The organism is Synechococcus sp. W55.1 (assembly GCF_047461655.1).
GTDB lineage: Bacteria > Cyanobacteriota > Cyanobacteriia > Thermostichales > Thermostichaceae > Thermostichus.
The window spans coordinates 95,766-108,572 of sequence record NZ_JANSHN010000006.1 but is presented as its reverse complement, the minus strand read 5'-3'; the positions used below and the strand labels follow the sequence as shown (position 1 = coordinate 108,572).

General features: G+C 59.8%; 11 protein-coding genes. 6 read left to right on the top strand and 5 right to left on the bottom strand.

Translation table 11 applies throughout. The annotated features are described in order from the left end of the window. Positions 1-58: 58 nt before the first annotated feature. Positions 59-691: a lysophospholipid acyltransferase family protein gene (locus NW816_RS04680; protein WP_414408400.1), complete on the top strand. Its 633-nt coding sequence runs from the start codon at positions 59-61 to the stop codon at positions 689-691. Here NW816_RS04680 and NW816_RS04675 read toward each other — a convergent pair. Beyond that, a complete protein-coding gene (locus tag NW816_RS04675; protein ID WP_414408399.1) occupies positions 660-1,109 on the bottom strand; it encodes a (2Fe-2S) ferredoxin domain-containing protein in 450 nt (149 codons plus the stop codon). The genes NW816_RS04680 and NW816_RS04675 overlap by 32 nt on opposite strands. Before the next feature lie 55 nt (positions 1,110-1,164). On the opposite strand from NW816_RS04675, the gene NW816_RS04670 reads away from it, so the two are divergent. Continuing rightward, the gene (locus NW816_RS04670) at positions 1,165-1,725 is read left to right on the top strand and encodes a 2'-5' RNA ligase family protein (protein ID WP_414408398.1); all 561 of its coding nucleotides are present in this window, start codon (positions 1,165-1,167) and stop codon (positions 1,723-1,725) included. A gap of 22 nt (positions 1,726-1,747) precedes the next feature. Here NW816_RS04670 and gap read toward each other — a convergent pair whose 3' ends face one another. The 4 genes from gap to NW816_RS04650 all read right to left on the bottom strand — a co-directional run bounded on the left by gap (position 1,748) and on the right by NW816_RS04650 (position 4,745). Further along, complete coding sequence (gene gap, locus NW816_RS04665; protein WP_414400666.1) at positions 1,748-2,767, bottom strand: type I glyceraldehyde-3-phosphate dehydrogenase; 1,020 nt, start codon at positions 2,765-2,767, stop codon at positions 1,748-1,750. Positions 2,768-2,924: 157 nt separating this feature from the next. Continuing rightward, complete coding sequence (locus tag NW816_RS04660; protein ID WP_414373653.1) at positions 2,925-3,440, bottom strand: Crp/Fnr family transcriptional regulator; 516 nt, start codon at positions 3,438-3,440, stop codon at positions 2,925-2,927. 76 nt (positions 3,441-3,516) lie between these two features. Continuing rightward, positions 3,517-4,335 carry an ABC transporter ATP-binding protein gene (locus tag NW816_RS04655; protein WP_414408397.1) on the bottom strand — a complete coding sequence of 273 codons (819 nt, stop codon included), beginning with the start codon at positions 4,333-4,335 and terminating at the stop codon, positions 3,517-3,519. 74 nt (positions 4,336-4,409) lie between these two features. After that, entirely contained in the window at positions 4,410-4,745 is a 336-nt protein-coding gene (locus NW816_RS04650; protein WP_414357704.1) for a hypothetical protein, read from the bottom strand. Positions 4,746-5,163: 418 nt separating this feature from the next. Here NW816_RS04650 and NW816_RS04645 point away from each other — a divergent pair, with 418 nt between their 5' ends. From NW816_RS04645 to NW816_RS04630, 4 genes are read left to right on the top strand one after another with little or no spacing between them, the layout of a single operon-like run. After that, positions 5,164-8,016: a helicase-related protein gene (locus tag NW816_RS04645; RefSeq protein WP_414408396.1), complete on the top strand. Its 2,853-nt coding sequence runs from the start codon at positions 5,164-5,166 to the stop codon at positions 8,014-8,016. Continuing rightward, entirely contained in the window at positions 8,013-12,155 is a 4,143-nt protein-coding gene (locus NW816_RS04640; RefSeq protein ID WP_414408395.1) for an Eco57I restriction-modification methylase domain-containing protein, read from the top strand. Before NW816_RS04645 ends, NW816_RS04640 begins: the two co-directional genes overlap by 4 nt. 43 nt (positions 12,156-12,198) lie before the next feature. Continuing rightward, entirely contained in the window at positions 12,199-12,402 is a 204-nt protein-coding gene (locus NW816_RS04635; protein ID WP_414355717.1) for a type II toxin-antitoxin system VapB family antitoxin, read from the top strand. A gap of 2 nt (positions 12,403-12,404) precedes the next feature. Further along, a complete protein-coding gene (locus NW816_RS04630; protein ID WP_011433301.1) occupies positions 12,405-12,800 on the top strand; it encodes a PIN domain nuclease in 396 nt (131 codons plus the stop codon). Positions 12,801-12,807: the final 7 nt, after the last annotated feature.

Here is a 12,807-nt window from a genome sequence, read left to right as displayed (position 1 = left end):
TCCACTACACTCAGAGAGGGAACTGCTGCCGGAGTGGCAGGGATCGTTGGACTCACAGATGGGTTATCGCCGCCGGGATTGGTTGGCCTACTGGCTGCTCAAGTGGCTGGTGGTCAACCCCTTGTTTCGGGGACTGTATTTTGGGCGCACCTATGGGCAGGAAAACGTGCCTCGCCAGGGATCCCTCATCGTCGTCAGCAACCACGCCAGCCATTTGGATCCGCCGCTGGTGGCCAATGCGGTGCGCCGTCCGGTGGCCTTCATGGCCAAGGAAGAGCTGTTTCGGGTGCCGGGGTTGAAGCAAGCGATTCAGCTCTACGGGGCCTATCCGGTCAAAAGAGGCGGCTCCGACCGCGCTGCCTTGCGAGCCACAGAAGCAGCCTTGGCGCGGGGATGGGCGGTGGGGATCTTTTTGAATGGCACCCGTACCCCCGATGGCCGCATTCCTCACCCCCACTTGGGAGCGGCTCTGGTTGCAGCGCGAACGCAAACCCCTCTGTTGCCTGTGGCCCTCTGGGGTACCGAGAAAGTGCTGCCCAAGGGATCCCGGTGGCCGCGCTTGTTCTGCCCCATCACGGTGCGCATTGGCGACGTGATTCCCCCCCCTGCTTCCAGCGATAAGGCCGATTTGCAGCAGGTGACGGCAGAGTGCGTGCAGGCTATCCATGCCCTTTTGGATCAGGGGCGCTGAGGGTATCTTGGGCCACCAAATAGTCAGCCACTGGGATCCCTCCCAGGATGTGCTCTTGTAACACCCGCTCTATCACCGGGGGCGTGGCCGAGTGGTACCAAAAGCCGCCCGGATACACCAGCAACACAGGGCCAGGAACAGCATAGTCACATGCCCGCAGGCAGTTGGCTTTGGTGCGGTGTACCCGCAGGGATCCCCCGCTCCCGATTTCCAGGTTCAATTCCTTGATCCGCGATTTCAAATAGTCCCAGGCTTCCAATCCCACGGCTTTCTCACAACATTTGGGCTTGGTTTGATCTGCACAAAGGAACAAATGCCACTGGTAGGGCGGAATGGGAGCCGGCTGAGGCGCTTGGCCTGGGGATCCGGTTGCCGAGGAGGGATCCAGGATAGGGGAAGAAGCGACAGGGCGCGACATAGAGGCTTGGGCTTGGCTACAGTTGCATTATCCCCTGTTCTCTAGGTTCTTACCGATGCTGGTGGATAACCCCAAGCAGCGACTGTTTCTTGCTCTGCTCCCCCCTCCAGCACTGCAAGAGCAGGTGACAGCCATCAAACAGCAGTTTGCCGAGCAATTTGCCAGCCAAGCGGCCCTGCGCTCGCCTCCCCACATCACCCTGGTGCCGCCGTTCGAGTGGCCCAGTTCCGAGCTGCCAGCCTTGACGGGATCCCTAGAGGACTTTGCCAGGCGTCAGACCCCCGTCTCCATCCAGCTATCCGGCTTTGGGGCCTTCGCACCGCGCGTCATTTTTATCCATGTCGTGCCCTCCCCAGAACTGCAGCGGCTACAAGCTCAAGCCCATCACCACATGGGGATCCTTCTCAACCAGAAAGAGACAACCGCTCAGGGCCGTCCGTTCGTGCCCCACATGACCGTTGCCTTTCGAGATCTAACCCCCGCCCACTTTCGCGCCGCTTGGCCGCAGTTCAAGACCCGTTTTTTTCAAAGTTCCTTCACGGCGTCGGCTTTGACGCTTCTCCTCCACGACGGCAAGCGCTGGCAGGTTTTTGCCCAGTTCTTGATGGGAGAATGATGGGGAAGCCAACCGAAGCAGCCTACTCCACCCAGTGAGCAGCCATGTACTCGGCCAGATCCACCACCCGCTGGGAGTAGCCCCACTCGTTGTCGTACCAAGCCATCACCTTCACCAGATCCCCATCCAGCACACTGGTCATCTCCGCATCCACAATGGCCGAACAATCGTGGCCGCGATAGTCAATCGAGACCAGCGGGATGTCGGAATAGGCGAGGATCCCTTTCATCGTAGTTTCTGAGGCTTCTTTGAGGGCCGCATTCACCTCTTCGGCAATGACGCGCCGCTCTGTTTGCACCACCAAATCCACCAGAGACACATTGGGCGTGGGAACCCGTACCGCCACCCCATTCAGCTTGCCCTTCAGCTCCGGGATCACCAAAGCTACCGCCTTGGCCGCCCCGGTAGTGGTGGGCACCATACTCAACGCTGCTGCCCGCGCCCGCCGCAGGTCACGATGGCCCCCATCCAAAATCCGCTGGTCGCCGGTGTAGCTGTGGGTGGTGGTCATGGTGGCGCGAAGGACGCCGAACTTGTCCAGCAACACCTTGATGATCGGGGCGAGGCAGTTGGTGGTGCAACTGGCATTGCTGACAATGTTGTGGCGCACCGGGTCGTAGGTGTGCTGGTTAACACCGTAGACAAACGTGGGAATGTCTCCCCCCTTGGCCGGAGCGGTGATCACCACCTTTTTGGCTCCTGCTTCTATGTGCTTAGAGGCGCCCTGGTAGTCGACAAAAACACCTGTAGCCTCGATAACAAGATCCACCTTCCACTCTTTCCAGGGCAGGTTGCTGGGGTTGCGGTCGGAAACGGCATAGATATGCTTGCCGTTCACCACCAAACCATTTTCTGCAGGCTCAACGTCTGCTCCCTGCAACGGCCCAAGGATGGAATCGTACTTGAGCAGGTGGGCAGCCGTGCGAGCATCTGAGGTGTCGTTGATGGCAACAATGTCCAGGTTGGACTGGGAGCGACCCAGCCAACAGCGCAAAAAGTTGCGACCAATGCGACCAAACCCGTTGATGGCTACCCTAACCACTGCTCCTGACCTCGCTGCTTGAAATCTCTTGGGGGCTGCTGCTTAGCACATGATATCGCAACCCCTGAACATTCTGAAGACAAAATTTGGGATCCAAGGGGGGCGTCTTCGCGGACGTTGACCTGCAAACCTATGCGGAGCAGGGATTGAGCCTCTTTCAAGCGGGATAGCGCTGGTGCAGCAGAGCCATAGCCGAGGCTACATTTTCTACCCCTCGCTGCTCCAGAAGATCCGTGAACATACTATCCAGCCAGTAAAGGTGCTCGCTGATGATCTGGCTCCAGGCGCGGTAGAGTTTCACCTGTACTTCCAGGGGCAGCAGGATCAGCCCTTCGGTGGAAAGGCGTAGGGTTTGCACCTCGGTCATGCTCACTGCCGTAAAGGAGCGCCGCCGCCCCGTCAGCAGAGAAAGTTCCCCAAACAAGCGCCCGGCGTGCAGCGTGGCCAGCCAATAATCTCCCGGATGTCGCACGTACTGGCGACGCAGCTCCACCACTCCACTGAGGATCATGTACAGGTCACTACTGGGATCCCCTTCCTGGAAGATCACCTGGCCTGGGGAAAAGCGGCTGGGCAACAGGGCAGCCGTCAATGCCTTCCACTCGGCATCTTCCAAGGATTGGAAGAGCAAATGCTCGCGAACACGCTCAAACGGATAACGGGTGCTGCTCATCGCGTTGGTGATCCCAAGGGGGGCTTGAGGCCGGCTCTGTCTCATCCTACCCTTGCTGGAATTGACTTGCAGGGGGTCAGTCCTGGCGGAAGACCTCCCTTAAGCTTTCCAGCACTGCTCCTGTCAGCTCAAAGAAGCGGGTGGAGCGCCAGGTCTCGAAGCCGCGTGGCTGGGGGAGATCTACCGGGATCACCTTGGCAATTTGGCCGGGGTTGGGGGTCATCACCACCACTCTGGTGGAGAGAAATACCGCCTCTTGAATGGAGTGGGTAACGAAAAAGACGGTTTTTTGGGTAGTCTCCCAGAGGCGCAGCAGCTCCAGGTTCATTTTCTCGCGGGTGATCTCGTCTAGGGCCCCAAAGGGCTCGTCCATGAACAGCAGCTCGGGGTCAAAGACCAAGGCCCGCGCCAGCGAAACCCGCTGTTGCATACCTCCAGACAGTTGCCAGGGGTAGCTGTGCAAAAAGTTCCCCAGCCCCACCCGCTGCAACATCGCTTTGGCCCGCTCCTGACGCTCTCGTTTGGAGAGGTGCATCACCTGCAGCGGCAACATCACATTCTGCAAAGCCGTGCGCCATTCCAGCAGGGTCGGGGCCTGGAAAATATAGCCGTAGAGCCGCTCCTGCTGGGCCTGTCGGGGGCTTCGTCCTGCAATGGACACGGATCCCTCGCTGGGCTGCTCCAGATCCGCCAAAATACGCAGCAGCGTGGTTTTGCCGCAACCGGAAGGGCCAATCAAGGCGATAAACTCGCCCCGCTGCACCTCCAGATTGATATCCCGCAGCGCCACCAATTCCCCAGACGGGCTGGGGTAGCGCTTGCCAACCCCACGCAAGCTGACCAGGGATCCCACCTCACCGGCCTGTAATCCGTCAGAGACAAGGGAAGGGTTCATGAAAGAAGACAAAGGTCAGAACAGCCATCCACCCCAAAAAACCAAACGGTTAGTTGACAGACCTGACTGGGTGCCTATTCCTCAAGCACGTAGGAAATGGCGTTTTTGTTGACGCAGATAAACTCCGCATGGGCAACACGGCGGCCATTGATAAACATTTCTGAGTCGGTTAAGGGAACAAACGTGCGCTCGTCGTTGAGCAAGCTGGAGACCCGTCGCTCGAACTCCGTCCCCTCCAGAAACACCTCGCCGCGAATGTCGGTGCCATCCAAGGTGCGAATACGGATGCGCCGCCGCTCCTCTCCGATGGCCTGGGCAGTTTCATAGGCTCCCCGTCGGGCTGCTTTCTTGATTGAGCGACCCGCGGTGCTCATGGCCTCTTGCAAATCATCCAACTGTTTGTCGCTCATGTGCCCACTCTAGAACTCAGCACGGGGCCGAAAAGCAGCCCAATCGCTCCCTGTGGAGTTAAGACTAACACAACCGATCGCTCCACCTTACAAGCCGAGGCGCTAACTCTTGCAAAGCTATGCTCTGCACGTCTGTTGTGGGGCAAGACGAGCAACATCATCAAAAAATCAAAAAAGATAATGAAAGGTGGTTTCTCTCCGCCAGAGCACGGACTATGTCCCAGATTCCCTGCTGATGAAGCCACTGACAGCTCAGGTGGTACTGCGTGTAGGTTAGGAAAGAAACCACGGCCCTACTCGTGCCAACGCCGAAGAGGGATGGGTGTGAGGCTACTTAGCTTTATCTTAGTGCGCCCCCGATGGAGGCTGCATGCATCCTGGATCGATTGTCTGCTGCCGAAACCGCGAATGGGTTGTGATGCCCGCAGACACGGACGAGACCATTGTTCTCCGCCCCCTCACCGGCACCCCGGAGGACGTGGTTTACCTTCACCGGGAACTGATGGGTCTGGTGGGCGGTACCCTGCCGTTTGAGCGAGTCACGCCTGCATCCTTCCCGCTGCCCACAGCCGAGGACGTTTCCGACGCCACAAGCGCTCGTCTGCTTTGGCAAGCTGCACGGCTTACGCTGCGCGAGGGGGCTACCCCACTTCGCTCCCTAGGGCGCATTTCCATCCGGCCACGGACGTACCAATTTGTGCCCCTTCTGATGGCCCTGCGTCTGGATCCCGTGCGGCTGTTTATCGCCGATGACGTTGGCGTAGGCAAAACCATCGAAGCTCTGCTGATTGCCAGAGAACTTCTGGATCGCGGCGAAATCCGGCGCTTTTGTATCCTGTGCCCACCCTACCTGTGCGAACAATGGGCTAAGGAATTGGCGGAGAAGTTCAACCTTGAAGCGGTGGTCATCCGCTCCGGAACCGTCGGGCAGCTTGAGCGCCAAACGCCGGTAGGGCGCAGCCTCTACGAACACTTCCCCGTCCAGGTGGCAAGCATTGATTTCATCAAGACGGAGCGCAACCGAAACCAGTTTTTGCAATTCTGTCCTGAGCTAGTCATTGCCGACGAAGTTCACGGGGCAACAGCAGCCCATCCTGGCAGGAACCAGCAGGAACGGCATGCCCTTCTAAAAGCCATCGCTCAAAAGCCCGACCGACATCTGATCCTGCTGACGGCGACCCCCCACAGTGGTATCGAAGACGCCTTTCGTTCCTTGCTGGAACTGCTGCGCCCTGAGTTTGGGGCCTGGGATCCCCAAGCCCTCAATGAGGATCAACGCATCAAACTGGCTCGTCACTTCGTCCAGCGCACGCGGCGGGATATTGCTCAGACCTGGGAAGAAACTGCCTGTTTTCCAACGCGGGAATCTGTAGATGAAACCTACACTCTTTCTGAGCGGAATCGTGAGCTGTTCGAGCGCACCTATGCGTTTTGCTCGGAAATCGTGCGCACCGGCGAACATTTGGAAAAGCGCCAGCGGCGGGTGCGTTACTGGGGCGCTTTGGCGCTCTTACGCTGCGTTATGTCCAGCCCAGCAGCAGCCCTGGCAGCGCTGACCCATCGGGCTGGAGCACCGCTGGCCGAAGAGGAGACCGAGGAATTTGGGCATCTGGTGTTCGAGTCGGCAGAAGGGCGCACCGACGACGAATCGCCCACTCTGGCTCTCGAGGCCACCGGCGCAACTCTGCAAGAACAAGAAGCAGACCGCCGCAAGCTGCGCGAACTCGCTCAATTGGCCAACAAACTCTACGGCACGGACGACGACACCAAGCTTAAGCGGGCCATCAAGATTGTGCGGGATCTGCTGAAGGAAGGCTTCCATCCCATCCTTTGGTGCCGGTATGTCGCTACGGCGGAGTACCTTGCAGACCACCTGCGCCAGTCGTTGGAAACCACAGCCCAAGTGGTGTGGGTCACCGGTCGCATGGGCGACGATGAGCGGGAAGCGAAAATTGCCGAAATCGAACCTAACCGTCCTCGGGTGCTTGTGGCAACGGACTGCCTCTCGGAAGGGGTGAACCTGCAGGAGAAGTTTACGGCTGTCGTTCACTACGACCTGCCGTGGAATCCCAATCGGCTGGAGCAGCGGGAGGGCCGAGTAGATCGCTACGGCCAAAAGGCCGGGCGGGTCAGGGTCATTCGGTTTTTTGGGCGCGACAACCCCATAGACGGCGTGGTGCTTGAGGTGCTGCTCAACAAAGCGCGGGAGATCCACCGCGCCTTGGGCACCCATGTGCCTGTGCCGGAAGCCAGCGAGAGCGTCACGCAGGCCGTTCTTGAAGCCCTCTTCCTGCGCAGGGGACGCTGGTCTGCCGAACGCCAGCTTGTGCTCGACCTTGGCGTGCCAGAAGTGGAAGAGTTTCATCGGCAGTGGCAACAGTACGCCGAGCGCGAGCAGATCAATCGCACCCGGTTTGCCCAGCGGGCGCTCAAGCCCGAAGAAGTGCAGCGGGAAGTTGAGGCCACAGATGCTGTGCTAGGGGATCCCACGGCTGTGCGCGAATTCCTCCTGGCGGCAGCAGAGCGCATTGGTCTGCCTGTTTCCCCGGACAACCGACCGGGTGTCTTTCGGGCGAGCATCACTCCAGAGGCGACCAGAACCCTGCCTGAACTGGTCAAGTTGGCCCTGCCCTCCCCCAAGGACGGTCGGTGGCTCATCAGCTTCGACTCGCCCACGCCTGAAGGGGCGGAATACATTGGCCGAAACCACCGCTTCGTAGCCACGTTGGCCCGCTACCTCTTCGAGGCAGCCTTGAACGATCCCAGCCCCAATAGCAGGGTGGTCTCCCGCTGCGGCGTCCTGCGCACCCGTGCCGTAACCAAACTCACGACCATCCTGCTGCTGCGTATACGCTACCTGGTCGAGCAACCTGCTGCCCGATCCCTTTTATCGGAAGAAGTCCTGGTGCTTGCCTATGTTGGCCTGGGAGGCAGCAATCCCCAGTGGCTGGAGACCGGCGATGCCTTGCGGCTGCTGGCAGAAGCCCAGCCGGATGACAATCCCCCTCTGGCCGAGAAGCAGGAGCTAATCCGACGGGTGCTCAGCAACCTTGGAGACTGGCACAGGGATCCCCCTGAAGCCTGGGGCACAGGGCACTTGCTGCAACAAGCCATCCGGGATCGAATTGTCCGCCGCGCGGACGAACTGACTGCTGCTCACAAACGCGTCCGTCAGGCGGTGGCACTGCAGGTGCGGGGGCTGGCGGTCAAGCCGCAATTTCCTCCCGATCTTCTGGGACTCCTTGTCTTGCAACCTGTGGTGTCGCGATGAGCCAGTTCCCTGCCGTACGCCTTGAAGGGGGGCTTTTGGGCCCCGATACGCTGGAAAAGCTCCTTGCCGGCGAGCTTACTGGGCAGAAGCCGAAAGACTTTGGGCTGGACAACCGGCGCAGCCTGACGGATGAGATTGCCGGCGTCTTTGCCGAGGCCCGCGCCCAGTGGGAGATCTTCCGGCGTCGCCTAGAGCGCCTGCCGGAGAGCGACTTGGCCACCTCGGTTACTCGCGATGTCTGGTTGATCCCGTTTCTGAGCCTGCTGGGGTACGAGCTGCGCTACAACGCGCGCGCCTACGAAATAGACGGTGCCACGTTTGCCATTTCGCATCGCGCCGGAGAGGCGGAGGATGCACCGCCAGTCCACATTGTCGGGGTTCGGCAGGAGCTGGGGCGTCTGGCTCCCAGCGGTCGACCAAGACTTGCGCCCCATTCGCTGGTGCAGGAGTACCTCAACCGCAGCGATCACCTCTGGGGCATTGTGAGCAACGGCCTGAGGCTGCGCCTTTTGCGAGATTGCACCTTCGTGCGTCGCCAAGCCTACGCCGAGTTTGACCTGCAGCAAATCCTGGAGGAGCAGCGCTTTAACGACTTTGCCATCCTCTACCGGCTGCTGCACCGCAGTCGGCTGCCGCACAGGGCTGAAGATGCCCCAACCTGCCTGCTGGAGCAGTACTACCGGGACGCCTTGGAACAGGGGGGGCGGGTACGGGATCGGCTGCGGGATGGTGTGGAGCAATGTCTGAAGCGCTTGGCCAACGGCTTTCTGGAGCGCTCCAACAACACTGACCTGCGGAGGCGGATCGACCCGAAAGCCGGCAGCTCAGAGCCTCTCACCCCAGAGGAGTTCTATCGGCAACTGTTGCGCTTGGTCTATCGCTTTCTGTTTTTGCTGGTCTCGGAGGAGCGGGGGCTGATTAGCGACAATCCTCTCTACCGGGATCACTACAGCGTGACGCGGTTGCGGCGGCTTTTGGATCGGCAGAGTGCCTATACCGAACACGAGGATCTTTGGTGCAGCTTGCGGGTGCTGTGGAGGGTGTTCTCGAAGGAAGAGCTGGCCAACCTGTTGAAGGTCTCTCCTCTTAACGGCGAGCTTTTTGCTCCCCTCGATCTAGATACCTACAGCCTCAGCAATCGGGCTCTGCTGGAGGCCTTTTGGCATCTATCCTACTATCGGGAAGATGCTTCCGCCTCACCTCGGCGCGTGAACTATGCGGCGCTGGATGTGGAGGAACTGGGCTCGGTCTATGAAAGCCTGCTCGAATACCACCCTCAGATTGACACCTCGGGAAGGATCCCCCGCTTTGAGTTGGCCTTCGGGTCAGAGCGCAAGAGCACCGGCTCCTACTACACCCCGCCGGAGCTGGTGGCAGAACTCATCCGCTCGGCGCTGGAACCGGTTCTAGCAGAGCGGCTGGCCAAAGCCAAGCCAATGGCGGATGCCGAACAGGCCCTGCTCTCCCTCCGCGTCCTTGACCCCGCCTGCGGATCGGGACACTTTCTGCTGGCTGCTGCCCGACGGTTGGGCAAAGAGCTGGCCAAAATCCGCACCGGGGAAGAGGAACCTGCCCCCGAGTGCGTCCGCGAGGCCATCCGCGACGTGGTGAGCCACTGCATCTATGGCGTAGACAAAAACCCCTTGGCAGTGGAACTCTGCCGTGTGGCCCTCTGGCTGGAGGCCCACTGTGCCGGCAAGCCTCTGACCTTTTTGGATCACCACATCAAGTGCGGCGACTCGCTGGTGGGGGTGGTGGATCTCAAGGTTTTGGAAAGGGGCATCCCCCATGAAGCCTTCGATCCTGCAAGCGCCGACTCTAGGGAGGCTGCCCGCTCTCTGAAGAGGCGAAATCGCGCAGAGTGCCAAAATTTGCGAAAGGGGCAGCTTTCCCTGCCTCTTGGCACCGAGCAGGTGGTGGCCGAGCTTAGCCAAGAGCGACAGAAGCTAGAGGCCATTCAAGACGATTCCCCGGCAGATGTGCGCCGCAAACAGGAGCTCTATAGCCGCTACTGCCAAAACCAGGAACATCAAAGGCTGGTGGAAGCTTGCAACCTGTGGACGGCAGCCTTTTTCCAGCTCCTGACCTCTGACTTCTCCAGAGCCATTACCACCAAGGTGGTGGTTGATCGGCTGGAGAATAGAACCCACCCCCAGGCCCTCGCCACCGCCGCAGCCCTAGCCTTAGAGCATCGCTTTTTCCACTGGCCGCTGGAGTTGCCCGAAATCTTTGAGCGGGGCGGTTTCGACGTTATCCTGGGCAACCCGCCCTGGGAGCGCATCAAATTGCAGGAAGAAGAGTTCTTCGCCGTCCGCGACCCGCAGATTGCCCGCGCTGCCAACGCCGCTGCCCGCAAACGGCTGATCGCTGCCCTGCCGCAGACCAACCCCGACCTGTGGGAAGCCCATCAGCGCGCCCTGCATGCCGCCGAAAGCGCCAGTCGCTTCCTGCGCGGCAGCGGACAATACCCCCTCACCGGGCGCGGCGACATCAACACCTACTCGGTCTTTGCCGAACGGGTGCGTAGCCTGCTCAATATCCGGGGGCGGGCGGGCATCATCGTCCCCACCGGCATCGCCACCGACGCGACCAACCAGTTCTTCTTCGCCGATCTGGCAGGCAAGGGGCAACTGGCAAGTCTGTTCGATTTTGAGAACCGCCAGCGACTCTTTCCGGCAGTGGATAGCCGCATGAAGTTCTGCCTCCTCACCCTGGCAGGATCGTGGCAACCGACGCCAGCCGGCGTGTGCGAAGCGGCGCCGATGGTCTTCGCCTTCTTTGCCACCCATGCCGATCACCTGCGCGACCCGCGTCGCGTTTTCACCCTCACAGCGGACGACATTGCCCGCATCAACCCCAACACCCGCACCCTGCCGGTCTTCCGTACCCGGCAAGATGCCGACCTGACCCGCGCCATCTATCAGCGCGTGCCGGTGTTGGTTAACGAACACACGGGAGAAAACTCTTGGGGCGTGCGCTTCCTGCGCATGTTCGATATGTCCAACGACTCGCACCTCTTCCGCACACGGGCAGAATTGGAGCAGCAGGGGTATCGGTTGGTGGGGAATGTGTTTGTCAGGGGTGAGCCATCCACCGCAACGCACTACCTCCCGCTCTACGGAGCCAAAATGATCTGGCACTACGACCACCGCTACGGCACGTATGAAGGAGTGGATTCGCGTTCCAGCACCCAACTGCCCACCCCCGACGAGCGCCAGCACGCCGATCCGCACTTCGTCGTTCTGCCCTGGTACTGGGTGCCCGCTGAAGAAGTAACGAAGCGCCTGGGCGACTGGCAGCGTGGGTGGTTGGTGGGATTCCGCGATGTTACTAACGCCACTAACGAACGCACCGCCATCTTCAGCCTGCTGCCCAGAGTCGGGGCAGGACATACGATGCCCATAGTCCTTACGGGTGAGATTTCGGCTATTCATCTCTCGTGTTTTCTAGCCAATCTAAATGTCCTGATTTTTGATTGGGCATTGCGCCAGAAAATTGGTGGGACGCATCTTACTTTCTTCATCCTCCGCCAACTCCCTATTTTTCCCCCCACTGCCTACACCCCCGCCGATCTCGCCTTCATTGTGCCGCGCGCACTGGAACTGACCTATACTGCCTGGGATCTCAAGCCCTTCGCCGACGATGTGTGGAACGAAGCTGATGACGGGCTGCGGGCAGCCATCCATGCTGCGTGGGATGCAAACCGTATTGCTGTCGGCAGGCATGAATGGCGCCTGCCATCCTGGATCAGCGCTTACCCGGAGATCGAAACCAACCCGCAGAAGGGCATCCCCTTTCCGCCCTTTCGCTGGGACGAAGACCGCCGCGCGGTGCTGCGTGCCGAACTCGATGCGTACTACGCCCAGCTCTACGGCCTGACGCGCAAGCAACTGCGCTACATCCTCGACCCGGCGGATTTGACCGAACGCGAACTTGCCGACATCCTCGATCCGTGGGAAGAGGTGCGCGACCTGCTCGACCCGGCGGGGTATGCTGCCCGTGTTGCCGCTAGCACCTTCCCCGGCGAAACCTTTCGCGTGCTGAAGGAGAAGGAACTGAGTCAGTTCGGCGAATACCGCACGCGGCGGCTGGTGCTGGAGGCGTGGGAGAAGCTGGCGCAGCACTCAATAAAAGCTTAGAATACACATAGATCTGCATTTCTATACACACAAGTGGCTCCTCATGCGCACCAACATCGTCCTGGATGACGACCTGATCGAGCGTGCCCGCCAGGTAACCGGCCTCAAGACCAAGCGCGAGGTGATTCACGAAGCGCTGCGTGTCCTGATTCGCCTACACGAGCAAGCTGAGATCCGCAACTTACGCGGCAAGTTGAAATGGGAGGGCAATTTGCAGCAGCAACGCCTGTCGTGCCTGCAGGAGTGAGGATGATCCTGGTGGACAGCACCATCTGGATTGATTACTTCAACGGCATTTCATCGCTTCACACCGACTATCTGGATTGGGCCCTGGATCAAACTCTTATCCTGGTGGGCGACCTGATTTTGGCAGAAGTCTTGCAGGGCTTTCGCAAAGATGCCGATTTCGAGCAGGCTCGCTGTGCTCTGGTGAAATTGCATCAGGTGCAAATGGTTAACCCCTCCCTGGCGGTGAAAAGTGCGCAGAACTTTCGCTTGTTGCGTCGCAAAGGCGTGACGGTGCGCAAAACAATAGACAGTTTGATTGCCACTTGGTGCATTGAGAACAATGTTCCGCTCCTCCACCACGACAGTGACTTCGATGGCTACGAGGCGCATCTAGGATTGCGGGTTATTCGTCCATGAGGCGGAG

Excerpts from the sequence above, each read along its gene's own strand:
- NW816_RS04635 (WP_414355717.1), top strand. The coding sequence starts at position 12,199 with ATGCGCACCAACATCGTCCTGGATGACGACCTGATCGAGCGTGCCCGC.
- NW816_RS04680 (WP_414408400.1), top strand. The coding sequence starts at position 59 with ATGGGTTATCGCCGCCGGGATTGGTTGGCCTACTGGCTGCTCAAGTGG.
- NW816_RS04670 (WP_414408398.1), top strand. The coding sequence starts at position 1,165 with ATGCTGGTGGATAACCCCAAGCAGCGACTGTTTCTTGCTCTGCTCCCC.
- NW816_RS04675 (WP_414408399.1), bottom strand. The coding sequence starts at position 1,109 with ATGTCGCGCCCTGTCGCTTCTTCCCCTATCCTGGATCCCTCCTCGGCA.
- NW816_RS04650 (WP_414357704.1), bottom strand. The coding sequence starts at position 4,745 with ATGAGCGACAAACAGTTGGATGATTTGCAAGAGGCCATGAGCACCGCG.
- NW816_RS04640 (WP_414408395.1), top strand. The coding sequence starts at position 8,013 with ATGAGCCAGTTCCCTGCCGTACGCCTTGAAGGGGGGCTTTTGGGCCCC.
- NW816_RS04630 (WP_011433301.1), top strand. The coding sequence starts at position 12,405 with ATGATCCTGGTGGACAGCACCATCTGGATTGATTACTTCAACGGCATT.
- NW816_RS04655 (WP_414408397.1), bottom strand. The coding sequence starts at position 4,335 with ATGAACCCTTCCCTTGTCTCTGACGGATTACAGGCCGGTGAGGTGGGA.
- NW816_RS04660 (WP_414373653.1), bottom strand. The coding sequence starts at position 3,440 with ATGAGCAGCACCCGTTATCCGTTTGAGCGTGTTCGCGAGCATTTGCTC.
- NW816_RS04645 (WP_414408396.1), top strand. The coding sequence starts at position 5,164 with ATGCCCGCAGACACGGACGAGACCATTGTTCTCCGCCCCCTCACCGGC.